General features: G+C 74.9%; 24 protein-coding genes. 8 read left to right on the top strand and 16 right to left on the bottom strand.

The genetic code is table 11. The features are described 5' to 3' along the window. Positions 1 to 206: 206 nt before the first annotated feature. Complete coding sequence (locus tag AC3CHW_RS03885; RefSeq protein WP_398606821.1) at positions 207 to 1,013, bottom strand: carbon-nitrogen hydrolase family protein; 807 nt, start codon at positions 1,011 to 1,013, stop codon at positions 207 to 209. A 392-nt stretch (positions 1,014 to 1,405) separates the two neighbouring features. Between AC3CHW_RS03885 and AC3CHW_RS03890 the strand changes: the two genes are divergently transcribed. Next, a complete protein-coding gene (locus AC3CHW_RS03890) occupies positions 1,406 to 1,720 on the top strand; it encodes a hypothetical protein (protein ID WP_488469573.1) in 315 nt (104 codons plus the stop codon). Positions 1,721 to 2,179: 459 nt separating this feature from the next. Here AC3CHW_RS03890 and AC3CHW_RS03895 read toward each other — a convergent pair whose 3' ends face one another. The 4 genes from AC3CHW_RS03895 to AC3CHW_RS03910 all read right to left on the bottom strand — a co-directional run bounded on the left by AC3CHW_RS03895 (position 2,180) and on the right by AC3CHW_RS03910 (position 5,500). Next, positions 2,180 to 2,650, bottom strand: coding sequence for an Lrp/AsnC family transcriptional regulator (locus tag AC3CHW_RS03895; protein ID WP_198427457.1), 471 nt, complete (start codon positions 2,648 to 2,650; stop codon positions 2,180 to 2,182). Between the two features lie 352 nt (positions 2,651 to 3,002). Continuing rightward, on the bottom strand, positions 3,003 to 3,569 hold the full coding sequence (locus AC3CHW_RS03900) for a hypothetical protein (RefSeq protein ID WP_488469574.1): 567 nt from the start codon (positions 3,567 to 3,569) through the stop codon (positions 3,003 to 3,005). 361 nt (positions 3,570 to 3,930) lie between these two features. After that, on the bottom strand, positions 3,931 to 4,632 hold the full coding sequence (locus AC3CHW_RS03905) for a class I SAM-dependent methyltransferase (RefSeq protein ID WP_488469575.1): 702 nt from the start codon (positions 4,630 to 4,632) through the stop codon (positions 3,931 to 3,933). A gap of 145 nt (positions 4,633 to 4,777) precedes the next feature. Further along, entirely contained in the window at positions 4,778 to 5,500 is a 723-nt protein-coding gene (locus AC3CHW_RS03910; RefSeq protein ID WP_488469576.1) for a TetR/AcrR family transcriptional regulator, read from the bottom strand. A 201-nt stretch (positions 5,501 to 5,701) separates the two neighbouring features. On the opposite strand from AC3CHW_RS03910, the gene AC3CHW_RS03915 reads away from it, so the two are divergent. After that, positions 5,702 to 5,998 carry a DUF1330 domain-containing protein gene (locus AC3CHW_RS03915; protein ID WP_398606817.1) on the top strand — a complete coding sequence of 99 codons (297 nt, stop codon included), beginning with the start codon at positions 5,702 to 5,704 and terminating at the stop codon, positions 5,996 to 5,998. A 189-nt stretch (positions 5,999 to 6,187) separates the two neighbouring features. Here the strand turns inward: AC3CHW_RS03915 and AC3CHW_RS03920 are convergent, their stop codons facing one another. The 3 genes from AC3CHW_RS03920 to AC3CHW_RS03930 form a co-directional block, all read right to left on the bottom strand. Beyond that, the gene (locus tag AC3CHW_RS03920) at positions 6,188 to 7,624 is read right to left on the bottom strand and encodes a GuaB1 family IMP dehydrogenase-related protein (RefSeq protein ID WP_488469577.1); all 1,437 of its coding nucleotides are present in this window, start codon (positions 7,622 to 7,624) and stop codon (positions 6,188 to 6,190) included. Between the two features lie 303 nt (positions 7,625 to 7,927). Next, entirely contained in the window at positions 7,928 to 8,599 is a 672-nt protein-coding gene (locus tag AC3CHW_RS03925) for an HhH-GDP family DNA glycosylase (RefSeq protein ID WP_398606815.1), read from the bottom strand. 86 nt (positions 8,600 to 8,685) lie between these two features. Further along, positions 8,686 to 9,009, bottom strand: a complete 324-nt coding sequence (locus tag AC3CHW_RS03930; protein WP_398606814.1) for a plasmid stabilization protein — start codon at positions 9,007 to 9,009, stop codon at positions 8,686 to 8,688. 411 nt (positions 9,010 to 9,420) lie between these two features. On the opposite strand from AC3CHW_RS03930, the gene AC3CHW_RS03935 reads away from it, so the two are divergent. Together AC3CHW_RS03935 and AC3CHW_RS03940 are read left to right on the top strand one after the other, a co-directional pair. After that, positions 9,421 to 10,377: an LLM class F420-dependent oxidoreductase gene (locus AC3CHW_RS03935; RefSeq protein WP_398606813.1), complete on the top strand. Its 957-nt coding sequence runs from the start codon at positions 9,421 to 9,423 to the stop codon at positions 10,375 to 10,377. Positions 10,378 to 10,570: 193 nt separating this feature from the next. Further along, positions 10,571 to 11,719: a baeRF2 domain-containing protein gene (locus tag AC3CHW_RS03940; RefSeq protein WP_488469578.1), complete on the top strand. Its 1,149-nt coding sequence runs from the start codon at positions 10,571 to 10,573 to the stop codon at positions 11,717 to 11,719. 22 nt (positions 11,720 to 11,741) lie between these two features. Here AC3CHW_RS03940 and AC3CHW_RS03945 read toward each other — a convergent pair whose 3' ends face one another. Together AC3CHW_RS03945 and AC3CHW_RS03950 are read right to left on the bottom strand one after the other, a co-directional pair. Next, positions 11,742 to 12,083, bottom strand: coding sequence for a hypothetical protein (locus AC3CHW_RS03945; protein WP_488469579.1), 342 nt, complete (start codon positions 12,081 to 12,083; stop codon positions 11,742 to 11,744). Between the two features lie 264 nt (positions 12,084 to 12,347). Then, positions 12,348 to 12,995 (bottom strand): TetR/AcrR family transcriptional regulator C-terminal domain-containing protein, encoded by a 648-nt coding sequence (locus AC3CHW_RS03950; RefSeq protein WP_488470959.1) that lies wholly within the window; start codon positions 12,993 to 12,995, stop codon positions 12,348 to 12,350. A gap of 74 nt (positions 12,996 to 13,069) precedes the next feature. Between AC3CHW_RS03950 and AC3CHW_RS03955 the strand changes: the two genes are divergently transcribed. Both AC3CHW_RS03955 and AC3CHW_RS03960 read left to right on the top strand, forming a co-directional pair. Then, positions 13,070 to 14,044: a PDR/VanB family oxidoreductase gene (locus AC3CHW_RS03955; RefSeq protein WP_488469580.1), complete on the top strand. Its 975-nt coding sequence runs from the start codon at positions 13,070 to 13,072 to the stop codon at positions 14,042 to 14,044. Positions 14,045 to 14,095: 51 nt separating this feature from the next. Then, entirely contained in the window at positions 14,096 to 14,794 is a 699-nt protein-coding gene (locus AC3CHW_RS03960; protein ID WP_398606809.1) for an MSMEG_1061 family FMN-dependent PPOX-type flavoprotein, read from the top strand. A gap of 83 nt (positions 14,795 to 14,877) precedes the next feature. On the opposite strand, the gene AC3CHW_RS03965 is transcribed toward AC3CHW_RS03960, so the two are convergent. From AC3CHW_RS03965 to AC3CHW_RS03975, 3 genes are all read right to left on the bottom strand, one after another. Next, complete coding sequence (locus tag AC3CHW_RS03965; RefSeq protein ID WP_176166561.1) at positions 14,878 to 15,927, bottom strand: sugar-binding transcriptional regulator; 1,050 nt, start codon at positions 15,925 to 15,927, stop codon at positions 14,878 to 14,880. Between the two features lie 127 nt (positions 15,928 to 16,054). Then, the gene (gene rpe / locus AC3CHW_RS03970) at positions 16,055 to 16,750 is read right to left on the bottom strand and encodes a ribulose-phosphate 3-epimerase (RefSeq protein ID WP_217200645.1); all 696 of its coding nucleotides are present in this window, start codon (positions 16,748 to 16,750) and stop codon (positions 16,055 to 16,057) included. Positions 16,751 to 17,053: 303 nt separating this feature from the next. Beyond that, positions 17,054 to 17,506 (bottom strand): winged helix-turn-helix transcriptional regulator, encoded by a 453-nt coding sequence (locus AC3CHW_RS03975; protein ID WP_398607108.1) that lies wholly within the window; start codon positions 17,504 to 17,506, stop codon positions 17,054 to 17,056. 102 nt (positions 17,507 to 17,608) lie between these two features. On the opposite strand from AC3CHW_RS03975, the gene AC3CHW_RS03980 reads away from it, so the two are divergent. Beyond that, on the top strand, positions 17,609 to 18,877 hold the full coding sequence (locus AC3CHW_RS03980; RefSeq protein WP_488469581.1) for an MFS transporter: 1,269 nt from the start codon (positions 17,609 to 17,611) through the stop codon (positions 18,875 to 18,877). An 18-nt stretch (positions 18,878 to 18,895) separates the two neighbouring features. On the opposite strand, the gene AC3CHW_RS03985 is transcribed toward AC3CHW_RS03980, so the two are convergent. The 3 genes from AC3CHW_RS03985 to fmt all read right to left on the bottom strand — a co-directional run bounded on the left by AC3CHW_RS03985 (position 18,896) and on the right by fmt (position 22,615). Then, positions 18,896 to 20,311, bottom strand: coding sequence for an RsmB/NOP family class I SAM-dependent RNA methyltransferase (locus AC3CHW_RS03985; RefSeq protein WP_488469582.1), 1,416 nt, complete (start codon positions 20,309 to 20,311; stop codon positions 18,896 to 18,898). Positions 20,312 to 20,438: 127 nt separating this feature from the next. Further along, positions 20,439 to 21,488 carry an LLM class flavin-dependent oxidoreductase gene (locus AC3CHW_RS03990; RefSeq protein WP_488469583.1) on the bottom strand — a complete coding sequence of 350 codons (1,050 nt, stop codon included), beginning with the start codon at positions 21,486 to 21,488 and terminating at the stop codon, positions 20,439 to 20,441. A gap of 194 nt (positions 21,489 to 21,682) precedes the next feature. After that, positions 21,683 to 22,615: a methionyl-tRNA formyltransferase gene (fmt, locus tag AC3CHW_RS03995; protein WP_488469584.1), complete on the bottom strand. Its 933-nt coding sequence runs from the start codon at positions 22,613 to 22,615 to the stop codon at positions 21,683 to 21,685. Between the two features lie 252 nt (positions 22,616 to 22,867). On the opposite strand from fmt, the gene AC3CHW_RS04000 reads away from it, so the two are divergent. Then, positions 22,868 to 23,401, top strand: coding sequence for a hypothetical protein (locus AC3CHW_RS04000; RefSeq protein ID WP_176165023.1), 534 nt, complete (start codon positions 22,868 to 22,870; stop codon positions 23,399 to 23,401). Positions 23,402 to 23,563 lie beyond the last annotated feature (162 nt).

The raw sequence follows: 23,563 nt of genomic DNA on the forward strand, positions 1-23,563 counted from the left end.
GCTCCTTGCGTGCGGGCGCGGCGGCGCGCGCTCGGGCGGGCACGGGCGGCGGGCCGTGCGGGCGGTGAAGGTGACGGTGAGGGGTGGCGGTGGGGCGCGGGACGGCAGGGCGGAGCCGGGCCGTGGCGGACCGACGGCGGGCGGCGGTGGGGCGGGGCGAGGGAGCGCGCGTACGGGGTGGGCCTGGCCGCCCCGTACGGAACGGGTCAGCTCAGGGCGGTGTACAGCGCGGGGCGACGGTCGCGCAGATACGGGTTGGCCTCGCGCGACGCGGCCAGGAACGCCGCGTCGACATCGGCCAACACCAGCTCCGTGCCCTGGCCGGCGCGGGCCCTGGCGATCCCGTCGGGCCCGGCCAGGCAGCTTCGACCGACGAAGTCCAACCCGCCCTCGCGCCCGCAGCGGTTGACGTAGGCGATGTAGAGCTGGTTCTCGAACGCGCGGACCGGGACGAGGGATTCGGCGACGAACTGGAACGGGTGCATCTGCGCGGTCGGAACCAACAGCAGGTCGGTGCCGGCCAGCGCGTGCGCGCGGACGTACTCCGGGAACTCCACGTCGTAGCAGATCATGACGCCCACCCGGAGCCCGTCCAGCGCGGGGAGTTCGACCTGGGCCACGGGCGGGTGCCCGGGCGTGAACCAGCGCTCCTCGAACGCGCCGTACAGGTGCGCCTTGCGGTAGTTGAGCAGGCGCTCGCCGTTCGGGTCGATCAACTGGGCCGAGTTGTAGATCAGCTCGCCATCGCGCTCGGGGTAGCCGTAGCAGATGGCGACGCCGTGCCGGGCGGCCGTGCGCGCGACGGCCTGGGCGGACGGGCCGTCCGCCGGCTCGGCGAGGTCGGGCATGCGCTTCCCGATCGCGTACCCGGTCAGGAACAGCTCCGGAGCGGTGAGCAGTCGGGCGCCGGCGGACGCGGCGCGGGCGACGGCGTCGTCGAGGAGGCCCAGGTTGTGCTCGACCTCGCCGGGTCGTCCCGACGTCTGCAACAGGGCGGTGCGCGGCGTGGTCATGGAACCCCTCGGGCGGTGATGCGGGCACAGGGCCACGGCGGACGGTGCGGCTTGCGGGCGGCCATGTAGACGGTACGGTCTGCCACCGAGACCGGACAAGGCGGCTCCATTGCGCGCCCAGGAGAGATTCGTTGCGTGTTCAAGCCTTTGTGCGGCGTTTCGTTGCGCACCACGTTCACGCAGGTGGGAGCGGAGGCGTCAGTCCGTGGGGGGACGGCGAGGGCCGGGCCGCTACCTCTGGGGTCGTATCACCGGGTACGAGGGGACGACCGCGCACGTACGGATGATCAGCCCGTGGAGCGATGTGCGCGACCCGGGCCCGGCGGCAGGCTGGTGACCGTCAACACGACCAGTCGCGCTGCCCGTGCGGCCACCGCCCCGGAAGGGTCGCCATGAACCGTTTCTCGCCCCGGATGCCCGCCGCCACGCCCACCCGGGTCCGCCTCGCCGCGCTCGGCGTCGCCGTGCTGCTGGCCGCCGGCGCGGCCGGCGCCGCGGCGGCCTCCACCGGGAGCGGCCCGTCGGCCGACGCCACGACCGCCCCCGAGCGCGCGGGGCCCGTCGAGCCGGGCGACTCCGACGGCGCCGACCCGCGGCTCCCGTTGGCCGCGTACGAACTGCCGGACGGGGACCAGGGCACGATCAGCCCCCGACCGGTCGGCGCGACCGACGCCTCTCCGATAGCCCCGCCGAACGCGGCAGGCTGACGGCGCTCCCCTGCCCCCGTCCCGGTCTACCGGCGGCGCGCGGACGCCACCGCGCGGCGGCCACGCCGCAGCACACCACGCACCTCCCGAAACCCCCGGCCCGGGTCCGTCACACCCGGTGCCGGGAGACCGGACGACAGGTCCGCACGATGGCCGGCCGCTCCCGCGCCAGCGCCGCGGACCGGGGCAAGCACCAGAGGTGGGCAGCCGCCCGGAGCACGGCTGCCGCCTGGCCCCGTCGCCCACCGCTCGCCACCTCCCCGGAGGCGACACTCATCGGCGACGTCGTCCACACGGCGGCCACCGCCGCGCGCACGGATCGCGCCTCGCGGTGGCCGCCGTACCACCCGCTCCCCCGCCCGTTGGCCCCACCGACCACCACGCCCTGGCCCGGCCACTGCACGGCTCGCGCGGCCCGCCTCGGCGCGGGGCGCCGGAGCCCGACCGGCCCTGCCGTGGCTATGTGGGGGCGCCGGAGCTGAAGCGCCGCAGCAGCGGAGAGAGGACCAGGACCGACTTGGTGCGCTCGACGAACGGCTCACCCGCGATGCGTTCCAACACGCCCTCGAAGTGCCGCATATCGGAGGCGAAGACCTGCACGATGGCGTCCGCCTCACCCGTGACGGTGGAGGCGGACACGACCTCCGGGTAGCGCGAGAGGCCGCGGTGGATGTCCGTGGGCGAGGTGTTGCGGCGGCAGTACAACTCGACGAAGCCCTCGGTCTGCCAGCCGAGCGCCACCGGGTCCACGCGCACGGTGAAACCGGTGATCGCGCCCTCGGCGCGCAGCCGGTCCACCCGCCGCTTGACGGCGGGGGCGGACAGGCCGACTTCGGCGCCGATGTCGGCGTACGAGCGGCGGGCGTCCTCGGCGAGGGCGTGCACGATGCGTTCGTCGAGCGGGTTCAGTCGCACTGCGGGTGGGTTCATTTCTCTGCGGCGCCCGGCCGCGGGCGGCCGGTGGGCGGAACGGTGGATCAAGGCCCATCGTCACACGAAACGCGCGATGCGGCTGTTGATCTTCCCCGGGCCCCAGCCCGGGCTCGATCCCGGCCCTGGCCCGGCCCCCCGATATCGCCCCCCCGCCTCGCCGGCTCGGGTATCGGACTGCCGCCCGCCCGTCCGCCCGTCCGATCGCCACGGCCCGCCCTCGACGCAGATCCCGGCACCGATCCCGACCCCGGCTCGACCGGTGTCTCCCCCGCTGTCGCCCCCGCACTCCTGCCGCTTCCCCCCTTCCCGCTCACCCGGCGCGGTCGCTCGATGGCGGCCTGGGGTGGGCTCAGGTCACGGTCATGGTGTTGCGGAAGGAGCGCCAGTGCAGCCACGTCAGGTTGGCGAGCGTGGGGCACAGGTCGCGCTGGGCCACCGGCGCCTCCCGGCGGTCGGCGCCCATCCGGAAGCAGCCGAGTGCGTGCGCCCTGGCCACCACCGCCGTGACCTCCTGCGCGCTCCGCTTCTCGTCGACGAACTGACCAGCGGGAAGCTCGCCCTCGATGTGCGCGTACGCCGCGTCGGCCACCTTCCGGGCGGCGGTGAGCGCCTTCCCACAGGCCACGGCGTCCCAGGCCGCGTCGCCGCACGCGGAGGCGTCCACCGCGTCGTAGCGGGTCCTGTGGGTCGCTAAGAACTCGGCCGGGCTGGCGGGGGCGGGTTTCGACGGCCGGGAGCTGTCGGCGGCGAGAGCGCCGGACCGCGACGCCACGCGCCACCCGGTGGAGTTCGGCTGAGCGGCGGCCTCCGGTCGTTCCCCGCGTCCCCCGTCCCGCTCGCCGTCGCTGCCGCACCCGCTCAGCGTCAGGGCCGCCGCACCCGCGGCGACCCAGGCAACGTACCGGGGCATGATCATGCGTTCTCTCCCTTGTGCTGGTGACCTGGGGCTCGGTATCCACGCCGCGCGGGCACGCGTCGCGTCGTACGCCGCGGGTCGCGCGCCGGGCGGGGCACCGGGCTCAGGCCGCCGTTCGTGTCGGTGGCCGTCCGGTGCTCAACAGTCCAGCACACCACGGGCGGTTCGGCGGTCCCACCGTGCCCGCGGAGCTACCTGCCCACCCGCAACCAGCACATCCGGAGGCCCCGCGTCCCTGGGGCAGCCCCCTCGCCGGTCGTGTCCGGGAGTGTGCCCGCTCCCTCGTTTCCTGGGCCGGGCACCAAACCATCCGAGCGGCGAGGCCGGGAGGAACCGGCCACGCACGCCGCCCCGAAGAACCTCAGCCGCGCGGCGCCGGCACGGCGCGTGCCCAACTGTGGTCGTCCGTCAGATAGGCGTCCAACGCCAGGCCAGCGGCGGCGAGTTCGGTCTCGAACGCGGCGTCCGGGAGCACGCGGGAGACGAAGGAGTGGCTCCACTCGGCCCCCTCGTACGCGTACTCCATGCGCACCGCGACCCGGTCGGCGCCGCGGTGTTCCGCCGAGGCCATGCGGATGCGCAGCCCGTCGCGCTCCCAGGTGCGGGGCACCGTGGCCGCGTCGTGCCAGCGGTCGTTCTCGCGCTGGAGCAGTACGCAGCCGTCGGGCGCCACGTGCCGGGCGCAGGCGCCCAACAGGGCCGCGCCCAGCGCCTCGTCCGCCGTGTTCACCAGGAACGAGGCGAGGAGCACGGCGTCGAAGCGCTCGCCCAGGTCGAGGCGCTCGATGGGCGAGCACACCGTGCGCGCGCCCCTGACGTGCGCCAGCATCTCCGGCGACTCGTCCACGGCGACCACCTCGAAGCCCCGTTCCACCAGCGGCCCGGTCAACCGTCCCGCGCCGGAGCCGAGTTCGAGCAGCCGCGCCCCGGCGGGTACGTGGGCGGCCACGATCTCCGGCTCGTCACCCGCGGGCAGGCGGGCGTACATCTCCACGGCGCAGCCGTCCGGCGTGATGGCCCCCGGGCCCGTCCCCTCGTGTCCCTCGCGTCTCGTGGCGTCCATCCCGCCATCACAGCACGGGCCCCGGCCTCGGCGACAGACGTCGGCGGGCGCTTCCCGCGCGCGGGCGGGCGGAAAGCGTGACCGTGCGTCGTGGCGGCGGGAAAGCGCGGTCGTGCGTCGTGGGCGCGGGGTGTGGCCGGCGCGGTCAGGCGTCGGGGTCGGCGCGTCCCAGGTCGCGCACGAGGTCCAGCATCTCCGCGCGGTAGAGCGCGGCCGGGTCACCGTACACGGGGCGCAGGTGGCCGTGGATCTCCAGGGTGACCAGGCCGTGCAACCGCGCCCAGACCCGCAGGGCGCGGGCGGCCACGGCGGGCGTGAGGTCCGGGGCCTCGGCGCGCACCCGGGCCCGGTAGGCGGGCGGGAAGTCGGACCAGTCGTCGTCGGGCGCGGCGGGCACCGGCCGGCTGGCACAGGCCGCCACCAGGCGGTTGAGCCCACCGCAGATCCGCAGCGCCGCCTCGTCGACCGGCCCCTCCCCCGGCGGGGGTTGGTAGCCGGGGAGCGGGTCGCCGTAAACGAGTTGGAAGCCCTGCGGGTGGGCCAGGGCCCAGGCGCGCAGGGCCTCGCCCCAGGCGAGCAGCCGCCGCTCCGGGTCGGACGCGGGCGCCTCGTCCCGGGCCCGCTCCAACGCGTCGGCGAGCCCGCGGCCGAAGGTCCGGATCAGCTCCGTGATCAGGTCGTCCCGGGTGGGGAAGTAGCTGTAGATGGCGCGCGGTGTCATGCCCATCTCGCGGGCGATGCCCCGCAGGGAGAGCGCCCCGGGGCCGTCGACGGCCATCTGCCGCAGGGCGATCTCCATGATCTGTTCGGTCGCCTCGGCCCGCAGCCGCTCCCGTCGGCTCGGCTCTCGCCGCGTCGCCTCCACCATCGCGCCACCCCTGTTCGCCCGGCCCTCCGGTCGCGGGCCCTCTTCATGATCCCGCATTGCCAAATCGCCGGCGTTACAGAAGTATACGGCGTGTCATTTTTCTTCGCCGCCACATTTTTCCACGCCGCATCACGCATCGCTCCTCTTCGCCGGGTCGCCGCCACGCGCGCGGCCGGCACACCACTGGGAACGGAGTCCGCCATGCCTGCCTACGTGCTCGTCGACGCCGAGGTGTACGACCACGAAGCCGCCGACCGCTACCGCGTGTTGGCCGAGGAGTCGATCGCCCGGTACGGAGGGCGCTACCTGATCCAGGGCACCGTCCCCGAGGCCGCCGAGGGCGGTTGGCCGGCGGGCCGGGTGGTGACCACGCTGGAGTTCCCCGACATGGCCCGCCTCCGGGAGTGGCACACCTCGCCCGAGTACGCGCGGGCCGCGGCGGTCCGGGCGGGCGCCATCGACGTGCGCATGCTGTTCGCGGAGGGCACCCCGGCCTGACGAGGGCAGCCCCGCCCTCGGGCCGTGGGGCCCGACCCCGCGCCGCCGCCCGCCGCCACACGCGTCGGCCCGCCCGGTGTGATCGTGACCGGCATCGGTCGGGACCACACCGGGCGGGCCGGGTCGCGGACTGTCCGGGTACGGGCTACGGAAACGCCGCCACGCGGGGGCGCCGTGGGCGCGCGCCCGCTACCAGCTCGCGTGCAGCGGCTTGCCCTCCGCGTATCCGGCGGCGCTCTGCACGCCGACCACGGCCCGCTGGTGGAACTCCTCCAGCGAGTCGGCGCCGGCGTAGGTGCAGGCACTGCGCACGCCCGCGATGATCGTGTCGATCAGGTCCTCGACGCCGGGGCGGGCCGGGTCGAGGAACATCCGCGAGGTCGAGATGCCCTCCTCGAACAGGGCCTTGCGGGCCCGGTCGTAGGCCGACTCCTCGCTGGTGCGGTTGCGCACGGCGCGGGCGGAGGCCATGCCGAAGCTCTCCTTGTACAGCCGCCCGTCGGCGCTCTGCTGGAGGTCGCCGGGGGACTCGTACGTACCGGCGAACCACGAGCCGATCATCACGTTGGACGCGCCGGCCGCGAGCGCCATCGCCACGTCGCGCGGGTGCCGGACGCCGCCGTCCGCCCACACGTGCTTGCCGAGCCTGCGGGCCTCGGCGGCGCATTCGAGGACGGCGGAGAACTGCGGCCGGCCGACGCCGGTCATCATGCGGGTGGTGCACATGGCGCCGGGGCCGACCCCGACCTTGACGATGTCGGCGCCCGCGGCGACCAGGTCGCGCACGCCCTCGGCGGCGACGACGTTGCCCGCGACGATCGGCACCCGCGGGTCGAGCGCGCGCACCGCGTGCAGCGCGTTGATCATCGACTCCTGGTGGCCGTGCGCCGTGTCCACGACCAGCGTGTCCACGCCCGCGTCGAGCAGGGACTTGGCGCGCCCGGCCACATCCCCGTTGACGCCGACGGCGGCGGCGATGCGCAGGCCGCCGGAGGCGTCGGTGGCGGGCGTGTACAGGGTCGCGCGCAGGGCGGCCTTGCGGGTGAGGATGCCCGCGAGCTTGCCGTCCCGGTCCACGGCGGGAGCGAGCTTGCGGTGCGCGGCGTCGAGCTGGTTGAAGGCGAGGCGCGGGTCGATCTCCGCGTCCAGCACCATCAGCTCCTTGGACATGACCTCGGACAACTGCGTGAAGCGGTCCACGCCGGTCAGGTCGGCCTCGGTGACGATGCCGACGGGGCGACCGTCCTCGACGACGACGCCGGCGCCGTGCGCCCGCTTGGGCAGCAGGGCCAGCGCGTCGGCGACGGTCTGGCTCGGGGACAGCACGATGGGCGTGTCGAGCACGACGTGCCGCGTCTTGACCCAGCCGATGACCTCGGTGACGACGTCGATCGGGATGTCCTGCGGGATGACGACGAGGCCACCGCGACGGGCCACGGTCTCCGCCATCCGCCGGCCGGCGATGGCGGTCATGTTCGCGACGACCAGCGGAATGGTGGTTCCGGTTCCATCCGGCGAGCTGAGGTCCACGCTCTGCCGGGAACCGACCGCGGAGCGGTTCGGCACCATGAACACATCGTCGTACGTCAGGTCGTGGGACGGGCGCACGTCGTTCAGGAATCGCATGCTAACTCTCTCACCTGCGGTTTTACGGAAGGGCGGGTGGGGAGTCAGCGACGGGCCCAGCGCCTTCGGCGCCTCGGTCCGGGCTGCGGCTCCTACGCCATCATCGCCGATGCGGCGCGCAAGTGGCGAACCCGCGTTCGTATCTGTGTACCTTCCACCGAGGCACCCGGGCGTGCCTTCGTAGCTTCGCACAAGGCGCGAGCCCCACCCCGCGCGGGCCGCACGCGACGTCCCGGCCGACCCGCTGGCGCGGTCGGCCGGGCCGGCCGAGCCGTCTCGGCACGACCACACCGCACCGCGCCGCTACGCCGCCGCCCGCTCCCGCACGTCGTCCACGACCGAGGCGTCGAGCGCGGCCCGCACCAGGCCAGCGGCCAGCGCCGCCGTGTCCTCGGTGGGGACCAGGCGGGCGAGACGCTCCGGGCGGTCCGGCAGGCCGAGGCGTTCGGCGCCCCGCAGCGCCTTCGCGTCCAGGTAGGGGGCGAACTCGGGCCAGACCCGCTGCACCTCGCGCAGGAAGATGTCGGCACCGGTCGGGCCGAGGCCCGGCACCTCCTGGAGCAGCGCGCGCAACGTCTCCACGTCGCCGTCCGCCTCCCGGCGCATCCGGCGCAGGTCGCTGCCGTAGCGGTCGCGCAGCAGTTCGGCGCCGTCGCCGAGCTGGGTCGCCGTGCGCTCGTCGTAGCGGCGATAGCCGCCCTCCCCGAGCGCGTCCACGCGCTCCTGCCAGCTCGCGTCGGCCATCCGGCGCGGGTCGCGCAACCCCGCGTCGGCCAGGGCCCGGGCCGTGGACACCGCCACCGAGGCCCGGATACGGGCGCTCAACAGGTCGGCCAGCACCAGGAGTTGGTAGAGCGGCTGCGGTGTGTCGCGCAGCCGGATGCCCGCTTCCGCCGCGTAGGTCTGGCCGTGGGTGTCGAGCAGGGCGCGCACGGTGGCCCGCTCCCCCGGCTTCCTCTCGCGCGTCTTCGTCATGGCTCAACCTCCCGCCGCCCGGGGCCGCGGGCCCCGCGCCCGCGCGCGTCCGCTTCCGAAGCGCCGGCCCGGCCCGCGGGCGGGTGCTAGCGGCCGACGGCCTTGGCCAACTGGTCCTTGTTCATCGACGACCGGCCCTCGACGCCCTTGCGCTTGGCCTCCTCGTAGAGCTGGTCGCGGGTGGGGCCGGACGCGCCGCTGTGCGAGCGCTTGCCGCCACGGCGGCTGGACGACATGTCCTGGGTGGACGTGCGGCTCGCCGTCTTGGACTCGCCGGTGCGCGCGCGTTCCTTGTTCACGGTCCGGGCCGCGATCTCCTTCGCCCGCTTCGTGCTCGTACCGCGCTCCTCCTGGCTCTCCTTGATCTTCTCGTACTGCCGCTCACGCTTGTCGCTCGAACCTCGGGGCATGGGGTGCTTCCTCCTCGGGACGTCGTGGACGCGGGCGCCAAGCCCGCACACCACCTCACTCTGGGACATATCTCCCGGCGTCGCGACACGGCTGCGGCCCACGGCCGGCCGCGCCTCGGGGCCGGTGCGCCGCCGGGGCGCGCCGGCTACGCCCACCCGGCCGGGGCCGGTGTCGCTGCGCGGTCCTCATCCCGGTACCCGAGATCGCTCCGGCGAATCGGGTACCCGCGCCCCGGCCGGCGCCCACCGCCACGGTCGGCCGCCGCCCGCACCGGCCCCCGCGACGCCCGCCCCGCACCGGCCCGCCCGTCCGTCCGCAGGTTTCCACGGGCCACCAGCGGCTACCCGGCCAGCGCGAACGAGGACGTCACAGACGTCAGGCGAGGGCGACACACATGTCAAGGAGGCCGGATGACGACGTACGGCTGTTTCCTCGCGTGCGAGGAGCACGGGCCGCGCGCGCTGGTCGAGCAGGCGCGGATGGCCGAGCAGGCGGGGTTCTCGGCCCTGTGGATCTCCGATCACTTCCACCCCTGGAACGACGAGCAGGGTCAGAGCCCCTTCGTCTGGTCGGTGATCGGGGCGCTGTCCGAGGCCACGTCGCTGCCGGTCGCGACGGCCGTCACCTGCCCGACCGTACGCCTGCACCCGGCCGTCACGGCGCAGGCCGCGGCCACCAGTGCCGTGCAGCTCGGCGGGCGGTTCCGGCTCGGCGTCGGCAGCGGGGAGGCGCTCAACGAGCACGTGCTCGGCGACCGCTGGCCCCCGGCGGCCATCCGGCTGGCCATGCTGGAGGAGGCCGTACAGGTGATGCGGCGGCTTCTCACGGGCGAGGAGGTCAACCACCACGGCACGTACTACACGGTGGAGAACGCCCGGCTCTACACCGTGCCCGAGACGCCCGTGCCCATCGACGTCTCCGGCTTCGGCCCGGCGGCGACCGAGCTGGCCGGGCGGATCGGCGACGGCTACGTCACCATGGCCCCCGACGCCGAGTCCGTCGAGCGCTTCCGGCGCGCGGGCGGCGGCACCAAGCCGGTGCAGGGCGGGCTCAAGGTGTGCTGGGGCCCGGACCGGGAAGAGGCTGTGGACACGGCGCACCGTTTGTGGTCGACCGAGCAGTTGCCAGGCGAGCTGCCGCAGGTGCTGCCCACGCCGAGCCACTTCGAGCAGGCGACGACGCTGGTGCCGCGCGAGCGGGTCGCGGCGAACGTGCCGTGCGGGGACGACCCCGAGGTGCACGTGTCGGCGATCCGCGCGTACGTGGACGCCGGCTTCGACGCCGTGTACGTCAGCCAGATCGGCCCGGACCAGCGCGGCTTCTTCGACTTCTACCGCACCAAGGTCCTGCCCAGGCTCCCGGGCTGAGCCGCGACCGCCCGGCACCACCGGGCCCGCGCCCCGGCCCACCGGGACGCACGGCGCCGACCCGGGCACGCGGCGGCCGGTGGCCACTCGCTCCGGCGGCGGGCCGATCCATTCCGCGTGACCGTGTTCCGTCTGATCACGACGGGGCACCCGGGTCGGGAGCCGCCCGACATCGCGAACGCAAGGAGGCATCATGCGCCTTTCGGATCTCCGTCCGGTCCTCCCCCACGCCGGCCCCTGGGCCTCGGTCTACGTCGACACCTCGCACACCACGGAGGACGCGGCCAAGCACCAGGAGCTGACGGCCCGCGCCGCGACCCAGCAGCTCGCCGAGCTCGGCGCGAGCCCCGCGACCCGTGACGCGGTCTACAAGGCCCTGTTCAACGGCCCGGACGCCGGGCCGATCGGCCGCCCCCCGACGTCCGGCAAGCGCGCCGGACGCGCCGTCTTCGCCACGGACGGCGAGGTCGTGCTCGACGTGCCGCTCCCGGGCCCGCCGGCGACCCCGATGACCACCTGGTCCGCGCTGCCGAGGGTCACGCCCCTGCTGCGGTCCATCGGCGACCCGACGCCGTGCCTGGTGGCGTACGTGGACCGCACCGGGGCCGACTTCGAGGTCCGCGACGACGCCGGGCGACGAGAGACGGGGCAGGTCAGCGGGGCCGACTGGCCGATACACAAGACCGCGTCGGCCGACTGGTCGGAGCGGCACTTCCAGACGGCCGTCGAGAACACCTGGGAGCAGAACGCGGCCGAGATCGCCCACGCCGCCCACGAGATGTGGCAGCGCTGCGGCGCCGAGGTGATGCTGCTGGTCGGCGACGCCCGCGAGCGCAAGGCGGTGCGCGACCGGCTGCCCGAGCCGCTGCGGGCGGTGACCGCGGAGAGCGAGCACGGCGCCCGGTCGACCGGCTCCGGCGGCGCACGGCTCGAACGCGACATCGCCCAGGTGCGGGCCGCGCACGAGACCGAGCACGTGCGGGAGGTGCTGGACCGCTACCACGCCGCGACGCACGACGACGGCGGCGGCAACGCCATCTCGGGAGTGCCCGCGCTGGTGGAGGCGGCCCGCGAGCACCAGATCGACACGCTGCTGGTCACCCCGGAGGGCCAGGACACCGGCCGCGAGGTGTGGATCGGGCCGGAGGGTGACCAACTGGCCATCCGCAGCACCGAGTTGCAGTACCTGGGCGCGGCGCGCCCCGCGCCGGCCCGGGCGGACGACGCGCTGGTGCGCGCGGCCGTGGCCAGCGGGGCCGAGGCCGTCGTCGTCAGCGACCCGACCGCCGCCCCGGTGGGCGGCCTCGGCGCGCTCCTGCGCTGGCCGGCCAACCCCCACTAGCGGCGGGTGGCCCGTCCGCGCGTCAGTGAGGCGGCGCACCCGCGCTCGGCGTGTGACCGCCCGGCGTCGCCGCGGTGGCGCCGGACGGCGCGGGGTCGAGCGCCACGTCGAGTACGTCGACGAGTCTGCGCAGCTTCTGCTGCGCGCGCGGCGCGTGGGCCCGCGGCACGCGGATCACGGCGGTGGTCACCCTCGCCGGCGTGGCGGTGGCCCCGCTCGCCGAGGCCCCGGTGGACGCGACAGCGTCCGCCGGGGCCGCCGTGTACGCGAAGTCCAGCACCTGGTGGTGGTTGAGGGTGGCGGCGAGCCGTGCGAGGGTGCCGCGGCCGGGCCGGAGCGTGACGGTGAGCCGGATGTGTTCCATGGGTGGTGGTCCTGTCTCTGGGTCCGGAAACAGAGAAGACCCCTCGCGAGGCGCGAGAGGTCTGCGTGCGGGCGGTGAGTGCGGGGAGGTCACTTCCCCGGGCTCGGTGCCGGCACGCGGCGGCGAATAATCCGCTGCTGCATGGCGGGCATGCTGGCAGAAACCGACCACATCCCGGAGGGGCATCTCATACTGCGGACGGCCGGGGCGTCGGCGGGGCGGGCGCGGGTGACGTCGGTCGGTGCGGGGCGCGTTCGGCCGGGGTCACGGGCGCCGGGCGCACTCGGCGCGCAGCCCGGCCGTCAGGACGCGGATGCCGAAGTCGAAGCGCGCGTCGAAGTCGACGAACCGCTCCCACGGGGTGGCGGCCAGCCGCGGGTAGCGCCCGTCCCGTACCGAGGCCGCGAGCAGTTCGGTCTCGCCGCCGGTCGCCCCCTGCTGTTCGAGCACCTCGCCGAGCACGTAGCTGAAGAGGGTGGTGGCGGCCCACAGCGCCTTCTCCGGGGGCAGTTCCGCCTCCCCCAGGATCGCCAGCATGGTGTCGGCGAGGGTGAGCGTGGCCTGCTGGGCCGTGTAGGTGCCGCCGACGACACGCGCGCCGTCCCGCTGCGCGAGAAGCGTCTCGCGCAGCGCGCGGGCGAGGGCCGCGGCGCGCTCCTCCCAGGTGTCGCCGGTGAGGTCGGCCCGCGCGAGGACGCCGGCCAGCAGCGTCTCGGCCATCTCGTCGAGCAGCGCCTGCTTGTTGTCGAACAGCCGGTAGAGCGTGGGCAGTTGCACCTCAAGACTCGCGGCGAGACGACGCATCGTCAGCGATTCCAGCCCGCCGGAGTCGACCAGCGCCAGCGCCGTCCGCGCCACCGTCTCGGCCCGCAGCGGCGTCCTGGCCCGGCCGCGGTCCCCCTGAGTTCTCATTGACACGTTAACAACGTTATCACTACCTTGAATTCACCGTTGATAACAACGTTAACCTTTATTGGGAGTGGCCCATGCGACAGGTGGCCCCGGCTCGCCCGCGCACACCGGCGGACGAGCTGGCGATGGTGGTACGGCAACTGCGGTGGGAGGCCGTGGGCGTGGTCTCCGTCGAGCTGGCCGCGGCGGACGGAGGCGACCTGCCGCCGTGGCGCCCCGGCGCCCACATCGAGCTGGTCCTGCCCACCGGGATCGCCCGCCAGTACTCGCTGTGCGGCTCGGTGGCGGACCGCTCCCGCTACCGCGTCGGGGTGCTGCGCGAGCGCGGCAGCCGGGGTGGTTCGGAGTACGTGCACGCCTTCCTGCGCCCGGGCCAGCCGGTGCGGGTGCGCGGCCCGCGGGACAACTTCGGCTTCCGCCCGGAGCCGGCGTACCTGTTCATCGCGGGCGGCATCGGCATCACGCCGATCCTGCCGATGGTGCGGGAGGCCGTGCGCCGGGGCGTGCCGTGGCGCCTGGCGTACGGCGGTCGCACGGCGGCCTCGATGGCCTTCCTCGACGAACTCGCGCCCCACCGCGCACACGTGTGGCGCTACCCGAAGGACGAGGCGGGCCGCATGCCGCTCGACGACTGGCTCGCCCGGCCCCGCCCCGGCACCGCCCTGTACGCCTGCGGTCCCGAGTCCCTGCTGACCGCGGTCGAGGAGGGGAGCGCGCACTGGGCCCCGGGCACCGTGCGCATGGAGCGGTTCGCGGCGCGGCCCAGGCCGGCCGGGCCACGGGCCGAGGTCGAGGTGGTGTGCGCGCGGTCGAAGGCGACGGTGACCGTGCCCGGCGACCGCTCCGTTCTGAGCGCGCTCGAAGCGGCCGGCGTGCCGGTGGTCGGCTCCTGCCGGGAGGGCGTCTGCGGTACGTGTGAGACCCGGGTGCTCGACGGCGAACCCGAGCACCTGGACGACATCCTCACGGCGGACGAGCGCGCGGCCGGCGACCGCATGTACCCCTGCGTCTCCCGGGCGCGCGGGAGACGGCTGGTGCTCGATGTGTGACCGCTCGACGGCTGACGGAGCGGCGCGGTGCGCGCCGCGAGGAGGACGACCATGACCGAGACCATCGACCCGCCGCGCGGGGCCGCGCCGGCCCGGACGGCGGCCGACGCCTACCGGCCGATCGACCTGGCCCGGGTGCGCGAGGTGCTGGGCCACCCGCTGCCCTTCATCGCGGAGAAGAAGGAGCCCTACCTCGGGGAGTTCGCCACCCGCTTCGTCGCGCACAGCACCTTCTGCGTGGTGGCCTCCGCCGACGAGCTGGGCCAGTTGGACACCAGCCCCAAGGGCGACCCGCCGGGTGCGGTGCGGGTGCTCGACCCGTGGACGCTCGCCCTGCCCGAGCGCCCCGGCAACCGGCTCGCCGACACCTTCGAGAACGTGTCCCGCAACCCGGCCGTGGGGCTCGCGTTCTTCGTGCCGGGGGTGCGCGAGGTGCTACGGGTGAACGGGGACGCGTTCATCACCGACGACCCCGAACTGCTCGACCGGCTCGGCGCCGAGGGCAAGCCCGCGGTGCTCGCGACCATCGTGCGGGTCCGCGAGGTGTTCGGGCAGTGCGGGAAGGCCGTGATCCGGGCCCGGCTGTGGGACGGCGACGCCCGCGGCCTCGCCGACGCCCTGACCCTCGGCAGCAGCTTCTCCGCCCTGACCGTCGCGGAGAACGCCGGCAAGATGGCCCGCACCCTCGGCGACCAGGTCGGCTCCCTGGACGCCACGCTGGAACACCACTACGAGAACGACCTCTACTGAAGGCCCGCCGCTCCCCGGGCCCACACACCTGACGCCCCGGACCCGTTCGGTCCGGGGCGTCAGGCGTCGCCGCGACGTACGGGCTAGCTCGCGCCGCCGGGCCCGGGCTGGCTCACACCGTCCGGGTCGGCCCGGTCGAGGGCCGGGCGCGGGCCCGGGCCGGTTTCAAGGAGGAGGTAGTCCGCGACGGCCGTGTCCGTGACGAGGCTGGTCACCAGGCCGGAGCGGAGCACCGCGCCGATCGCCTCCGCCTTGCGCAGCCCGCCCGCGATGGCCACCACCTCCGGGATGCGGCGCAGCCGGTCGGCCTCCACCGTGATGCAGCGTTCCCCGAGGTCGCGGCCGATGCGGCGGCCCTCGGCGTCGAAGAGGTGGGCCGACATCTCCGCGGCGGCGCCGAGCGAGGCGTACTGCGCCCGCTCCTCGTCGCTGAGCATGTCGTAGACGGTGGAGATGCCCGGCGCCCAGGAGCCGATGGACACGGCCGCCACGGTGACCTTGTCGAAGTACTCGAAGGCGCGGGCGATGCCGGGCTGGCGGCGCAGCGCGGCGGCGGTCGCCGAGTCGGGCAGCAGCATCGGCGCGTAGATGGGGTGGGCCTCGCCGCCGGAGACGGCCGCCGCCCGGCGCACCGCCTCGACCGAGCCGCGCTCGGCCGTGCCCGCGTCGTACACGCCGGTGAGCTGGACGACGGTGCAGGGCGGGAGGCGGTGCAGGGCGGCGGCCATGTTGATGGTGGACCGGCCCCAGGCCAGGCCGAGTACGTCGCCCTCGTCGACCAGCTCGCCCAGCAGGTCGGCGGCCACCTCGCCGAGGTTCTCCGGGTCGGTGGGGGCGGTCGTCGCGGGGCCCGCCGCGTCGTCCAGGCCGTCCGTCAGGGCCGGCGCGGACTCGACCACCACCGCGTGGCGCAGCCCGTAGCGGGCGCGGAGGGCGTCCGAGCGCTCGGCGTCGAGCTCGGCGGGCACCCGGATCTCGATGCGCACCAGATCGCGGTCGAGCGCGGTCTCCAGCACCCGGGCCACCTTGAAGCGGCTGACGCCGAACTCCTCGGCGATTTGGATCTTGGACTTGCCCTCCAGGTAGAAGCGGCGCGCCATAGCCGCCGCCTGCACCAGCTCGGCGGGTCCCATCCGCGTGGCTGAACGGCCCGTCGACACCGCGTTCTCCTCACTGTTCACGTTCTGGACTCAACCGTCATCCTGTCAGAAACGGCGGTCCTTGGTTCGCCCTTTACCTTGGCGTTCACCAAGCCGTGGCTCAGTGTCCGCACGCCCATGCGGCGGTGGCGGTCGCCTCCTGCGCCTGGGCCCGCAGTCGGCGTACGGCGTCGGCCGGGTCGTCGGCGCCGTAGACGGCGGAACCGGCGACGAACACGTCGGCTCCGGCCTCAGCACAGCGTTCAATGGTCGAAGACGAAACCCCTCCGTCCACTTGCAGCCACATCTGGAGGCCGTGTCGCCCGATCAACTCCCGGGTGCGGCGGATCTTCGGCAGCATGATGTCGAGGAACGCCTGCCCGCCGAAGCCGGGTTCGACCGTCATGACCAGCAACATGTCGAGTTCGGGCAGCAGATCCTCGTACGGCTCGATGGGCGTCGCCGGCTTGAGCGCCATGGAGGCGCGCGCCCCCTTGGCCCGGATCTCACGCGCCAGCCGCACCGGCGCGCGCGCCGCCTCGACGTGGAAGGTCACCGAGGACGCGCCGGCCTCCACGTACTGCGGGGCCCAGCGGTCCGGGTCCTCGATCATCAGGTGGCAGTCGAGCGGAACGCCCGACGCCTTGCCGAGCGACTCGACGACCGGCACACCGAGCGTCAGGTTCGGCACGAAGTGGTTGTCCATGACATCAACGTGCAACCAGTCGGCGCCGTCGGGGCCCGACACGGCTGCGGCCTCCTCCGCCAGTCGGGAGAAGTCGGAGGAAAGGATGCTGGGACTGATCTGAACGGCCATGCCGCCAAGCCTGCCACGCCGGGCCCCCACGGGCAGCGCCGGGATCACCGCGACGCCACCGCCCGGCCCCTCCGGGCGGTCAGGTCACGCGCGTGCGCCCGCCCGCTGGCGCGGGGCGCGGCCGGATGGTCAGGGGGTCGGGGGCCGGACGGTCGGGGGGCCGGGCGGTCGGGCCAGTGGGACGCGGCGCGGGCAACCAGCGTGCCTCGCCCTTCGGGCGCCGCGAACCGGGGGTCGCGCGCGGCTCGTTGTCGGCCGCGCGGGGTCAACTCGCGGGCCGGCCCGGGCCGCCGGCCGGGTGCCCTACCGGGTGGTGACCTTGTGGACGGTGGTGTCGTCGGGGCGCAGCGGGCGCCCGTCCGCCGACTGGACCTCCAGCGCGCGCAGGCGGTGCCCGTCGCGGCGGTCGACCAGTTGCGAGTGCTCCTCGCCGGGGGCGAAGAAGTGCGCCTCGCCCCACTGCCGCAGCGCCACGATGACGGGGAAGAGTGCCTCGCCCTTCGGGGTCAGCACGTACTCGCGGTAGGCGCTGCCGTCCGACGCCGGGACGGACGCGAGGACGCCGCCGGCGACCAGTGCGCGCAGCCGCGCGGTGAGGATGTTCTTCGCCACGCCCAGACCGCGCTGGAACTCCCCGAAGCGGCGGCTTCCGTCGAAGGCGTCGCGCACGATCAGCAGGGACCACCAGTCGCCGATGGCGTCCACCGACCGCGCGACGGGGCAGTCGCTGTCGTCGAACCGGGTCCTCGTCACCATGCCGTCCTCCACTCCGCGCTTCCACTCTGGTTGCAACATGCTACCGGCAAGGCTAGCGTGCCGACTGGTAGCAAGTTGAAACCACATGTGGAGGGGTACCGAATGGCCACCGACCGCGCGCCCGCACCGCCCCCGGTTTCGGCCCGGGACACGCCCCGGGCCGAGGAGGCGCCCGGCTACGTCCTGTCCCGTGGGGTCCTGCTGCTCTTCGCCGTCGCCTGCGGGACCGCGGTGGCCAACGTGTACTTCGCCCAACCGCTCCTGGTGACCGTCGGCCAGGACCTCGCCATGAGCCCGGCGCTGGTCGGCAGCGTCGTCACGCTCACGCACGTCGGGTACGGCCTTGGCCTCTTCTTCCTCGTACCGCTGGGCGACGTGGCCGACCGCAGGCGGCTCGTCGTGGCCCAACTGCTGCTCCTGGTCGCGGCGTTGGGGGCGATCGCCGTGGCCCCGACGGCGGCGGTCCTGCTCGCGGGCATGGTCGCCATGGGGCTGCTCGCCGTCGTCACCCAGACGCTGGTGGCCTTCGCGGCCTCGCTGGCCCCGCCCGCCCAGCGCGGACGCGTCGTCGGCCTGGTGACCAGCGGCGTGGTCAGCGGCATCCTGCTCGCCCGAACCGCCTCCGGCGCCATGGCCGACCTCGCCGGCTGGCGCTCCGTCTACCTCGCGTCGGCGGTGCTCACCGCGCTGCTCGCGCTGGTCCTGCACCGCGTGCTGCCGCGCCACACCGGCGCCCCGCCGGCGGCCCTGCGCTACGGGCCACTCCTGCGCTCCACGGTCACCCTCTTCGCGCGGGAGCGCCTGCTGCGCCTGCGGGCCGCGCTCGGCCTGCTGGTCTTCACCGCGTTCAGCACGCTGTGGAGCGGCGTCGCGCTGCCGCTCAGCGAGGCGCCACACTCCCTGTCGCACACCGCGATCGGGGCCTGGGGACTGGTCGGGGTGGTGGGCGCGCTGGCCGCGACGGTGGCGGGCCGGCTGAACGACCGCGGGCTCGCGCGGTGGACCACCGGCGCCGCCCTCGCGCTGCTCACCGTCTCCTGGCTACCGCTGGCCCACACCCGCGACTCGCTGTGGGCGCTGGCCGTGGGCGTCGTCCTGCTCGACCTCGCCGTGCAGGCCGTCCACGTCACCAACCAGACCCTGATCCACGCCCGCCACCCGACTGCGGGCAGCCGGCTGATCGGCGGGTACATGGTCTTCTACTCGATCGGCAGCGCCACCGGCGCCATCGCCGCGACCACCCTGTACGCGGCGGCCGGCTGGGGCGCCGTCTGCGCCTTCGGCGCCACGGTCAGCTGCCTCGCGCTCGCGCTGTGGGCACTCACGCGAGAGGACGCGCGGAGCCCCGCCACCGAGGAAGGCGACGCCTGACGGCGCGAGGCCGGCGCCTCACCCCGTACGGCGCAGCAACGCCAGGTACATCGCGTCCGTGCCGTGCACATGCGGCCAGAGCTGCACGTCGGGGCCGTCGCCGAGGCCGGGGACGTCGGGCAGCAGGGGGCGGGCGTCGATCCACTCGGCGCCGCCGGCCGACTTCAGCACGTCATCCACGACGGCCCGGGTCTCGGCCAGGTGCGGCGAACACGTCACGTACGCCACCACGCCGCCGACCCGCGCCGCGGCCAGCGCCTCGCGCAGCAGCCCGCGCTGGAGCGGGGCGAACCCCTCCAGGTCCGCCGGCCGGCGCCGCCAACGCGCCTCCGGGCGCCGGCGCAGCGCGCCGAGGCCGGTGCACGGCACATCCACCAGGACCCGGTCGAAGGAGCCGGGTCGCCACACCGGGCGGGTGCCGTCGGCGGTGACCACCTGGTACGGGCCCGGGTTGCCGGCCAGCGCGCGGGCCACGAGGCGGGCCCGGTGCGGCTGCTTCTCCGCCGCCAGCAGCGTCGCGCCGCGTTGCGCGGCGAGCGCCGCCAGCAACGCGGCCTTGCCGCCGGGGCCCGCGCAACCGTCGAGCCACCGCGCGTCGGCGCCCTCGACCGGCGCGTTGGCCAGCGCCATGGCCACCAGTTGGCTGCCCTCGTCCTGCACGCCGGCGCGCCCCTCGCGGACCGCGTCCAGCGCCCCCGGCTCGCCGCCGTCCACCAGCCGCACCGCGTACGGCGACCAGCGGCCCGGCAGGGCCCGGTCCTCGCCCGCCGCCGCCAGCAACTCGTCCGCGCCCGAGCGCCCCGGGCGGGCGACCAGCGTGACCTCGGGGCGCTCGTTGTCGGCCGCGAGCAGGTCCTCGATCCCGGCCCGGCCGCCGCCCAGCGCGTCCCACAGCGCGGAGACCACCCAGCGCGGGTGGGCGTGCATGACGCCCAGGTGCGCCTCGGGGTCCTCGTCGTACGGCGGGGCGACGCGGCGCAGCCAGCCGTCGAGGTCGTCCGCGGCGATCTTCCGCAGCACGGCGTTGACGAACTTGGCCCGCCCGTCCCCCAGCACCACCCGCGCCAGCTCCACGGTCGCGCTGACCGCGGCGTGCGTCGGAATCCGGGTGCCGAGGAGCTGGTGCGCCCCCAGGCTGAGCACGTCGAGCACGGGCGGGTCCACCTCGCGCAGCGGCCGGTCCACGCACTCGGCGACGATCTCGTCGTACGTGCCCTGCCAGCGCAGCGTGCCGTACACCAGCTCGGTCGCGAGCGCGGCGTCCCGCGCGTCGAACCCGCCGTCCTCCCTGGCCTTGCGCAACAGCGGGGGCAGTACGAGGTTGGCGTAGGCGTCACGCTCGTCGACGGCCCGCAGCGCCTCGAAGGCGAGCACCCGCACGGGGTCCTTCTTCGGTCGGCGGTAGGGCTTGGCTGGACGGCGGCGATCGTTCACGAAAGGTGCTCCGGAGCTGGGAAGACGAACGCTCCCAGCGTACGTGCCGCGGCGGGCCCCGCGCGCTGCGCGCCCCCGCCACGGCCCCGGGCCGCCCCGGGCGGGTCGGGGCCGGGCGCCGCCGGCGTCACCCGACCGCCGGCCGCACCACGTCGTGGATCAGGCGCAACTGCTCGTCCACGCTGGCCACCCCGGCCAACTCCCGCCCAGTGAACGCCCTGACCAGCGTCTCGTCGGTGATCGCGCAGATCACGTGGTTGATGCCGGCGGGCACGAGCTGGGTGCGGATCGCCTCCGCGCACTCCTCGGGCGTCCCGGCGATCGACAGCCGCTCGACCACCTCCGGGCTGGTCAGCTCGATGCCGCGGGCCAGATCGCCGGCGCGCACCGCGTCGAGGACGGGCCGCAGCTCGCCCGGGTCCACCCCGTTGCGTCGCAGTTGCTCGTCGGACATGGCCGACGCGTACAGGCCGACCATGCTGCGCGCGGCCTCCCTGGCCGGCGCGGACTCCGGGCCGGTGGCGAAGACGACCCACGCGCCCAGGTCCAGGCTCCGCCAGTCCCGCCCCGCGCGCTCCGCGCCCGCGCGCACGTGCTCCACCGCGTACGTCAGCGCCTCGCGCGTGCAGCTCATGGCGTGGTGACAGCCGTCCGCCAACTCCCCAGCCGCCTCGAAGGACTTCGGCCCGCGCATCGCCCCCAGCTTGAGCGGCAGGTGCTCCTGCACGGGACGGGCGAAGGTGAACAACCCCTCGTAACGGAAGAACTCGCCCCGGCGCGTGATGGTGCCCTCGTCCAGGAGGGTGCGCACCACGCCGAGCGCCTCCTTCACCCGCGACAACGGGCGGCCCCTCGTCCCCTCGATGCCGTACTGCGCCAACAGCCCGAAGTTGCCGCTGGCCAGCACCGCCTCGGCGCGCCCGTGGGAGAGCTCGTCCAGCGTGGCCAGCGCCTGGGCGATCAACGTCGGCTCGCGCAGCGTGACCGGGGAGGCGCTCGGGCCGAGTCGGATGTTCCGGGTCTGCCCCGCGGCCACCGCGAACAGCGACCACAGGTCCTTGTGCCAGGTCTCGTCCGCCGCGTAGCACGCGTGGAAGCCGAGTTCGTCGGCGAGCCGGATGGAGGCGAGGGAGTCCTGGAGCGGATAGTCGGGAAGCAGGGCGTAGCTGAACCGCATGAGCGCCACCTCATCTCGTCGGGGACGACCAGCGCGGGCGTGAACCGCCGCTACTCCCACGGGAGTTGGGCCCGCCGCACCGCCAGCAGTCTGGACAGCCGGTGGCACGCTGTCCAGGGCGCGACCGGGCCGAGCAGAAGCCCGCCGCGCGTGAGCCCGGCGCGTCTGATCCTGACGCGGCGGGCACCGCCTGGCTACGCCTCGAACCGCTCCTCCGCCGCGATGCGCACCCCGCGCGCCCAGTCGGCCCCGGCCATCGGCTTCTTGCCCTGCGGCTGCACCCACAGCAACTCGACGGCGTGGCTGCCCGTGCCGGCGAACACGGCGTTCTTCGTCGCGGCGATCTCGCCCGGCGCGAGGTCGGCGCGGTCGGTGACCAGCCGTACGGACTTCACCTTCAGCCGCTCGCCGCGGAAGACCGTCCAGGCGCCGGGGGCCGGGGCGCAGCCGCGCACCACCCGGTCCACGCGCAGCGCGGGCGCCGCCCAGTCGATCCGGGCGTCCTCCACCTCGATCTTCGGCGCGAGCGATACGCCCTCGGCCGGCTGCGGCACCGGTCGCAGGGTGCCGTCCTCGATGCCGTCCATCGTCGCCGCCAGCAGCCCAGCCCCGGCGAAGGCGAGCCGGGTCAGCAGGTCGCCGCTGGTGTCGGTGGGGCGCACCTGCTCGGTGAGGACGCCGTACACCGGCCCCGAGTCCAGGCCCTGTTCGATGAGGAAGGTGGAGGCGCCGGTCATCTCGTCACCGGCGAGTACGGCGTGCTGCACGGGCGCCGCCCCGCGCCAGGCGGGCAGCAACGAGAAGTGCAGGTTGACCCAGCCGCGGGCCGGGATGTCCAGCGCGACCTTGGGCAGCAGCGCCCCGTAGGCCACCACCGGGCAGCAGTCGGGCGCGATCTCGCGCAGCCGGGCGAGGAAGTCCTCGTCGCGCGGCTTGACCGGCTTCAGCACCTCGATGCCGGCCTCCTCGGCGCGCTGCGCCACCGGGCTCGCGACCAGGCGCCGGCCGCGCCCGGCCGGCGCGTCGGGCCGGGTGACCACGGCCACGACCTCGTGCCGGTCTGACGCGAGCAAAGCGTCCAGGGCGGGTACGGCGACCTCGGGGGTACCGGCGAAGACGAGCCTCATGTCTGGCGGACTACCTCTCACACGCTGCGGAACGGCGCCCCAGTCTAGGCCGCCGCCTCAGCCGGAGTCCCGCCGCCGGGGCCCGCTCGAACCCACCCGATCAGGGGGCGTACGCGATCGGCGTCGCGCGCCCCGGACCGTGACCACGAGGGCGGCTGTGGCGTTGGTCAAGTCAGATTGACCGAATCGGGCCGCTCCAGCGGCCCGATCCTTTTCCCAAGCGACTTCAACGCCGGTTCGAGAGGCTTGTTCATGGCCGACCACGCAACCCACGACGCCCAGGCTCGGGCCAGCCTGCATCTGCTGGTCCGGGACATCGAGCGGGTCCGGCGGCAGGTGGACGCACTGCGTACCCTCACCGCCCAGCTCGGCAACGTCTACCGCCCGCGACGCACCAGTCCGTCCGCGGGCTTCGTCGTCTACGGGCGGGCGCCAGCCCCCACGGTACGGCTGGCGCAGGAGCTGCGGGACAGCATCGAGACGCTGGTGACGGCCGCGGTGGACTTCGACCGTTCGCTGGGCTTCTCGTGGGACGCGGTCGGCTCGGCGCTCGGCGTCACCAAGCAGGCGGTGCACCGCCGCTACGGCAGCCGTCGGTCCACGGCGACCGGCGGCGCCGAGGGCGGCGGCGAGGCGCTGCGCACGGCCGAGCGGCCGGCGGACGCCACGCCGATCGTCCCCGCCGCCCGCTCGATGCCCTCGCTCCCCGCGCCGGCCGGCAGCTCGGCCCCCGCGCTCCGCGAGGACGCCCGCTCGGGCGCACTCCCCGGACCGCGCAACGGCTGACACCCGGCGCGGACTCCCCCTCTCCACCTGGCCCGGCGGCTCACCCCCGCCGGGCCAGCGTGGTGTGGGGCCAGCGCCGCACCACCCCCGGCCGGCGCGTCACGGCCGGCCTGCCGACGGGCCGCGCGACCGGGCGCGTAACCCGCGCCGCCGGGCACCGCG

The organism is Streptomyces sp. MGP-BFMKR1 (assembly GCF_057766585.1).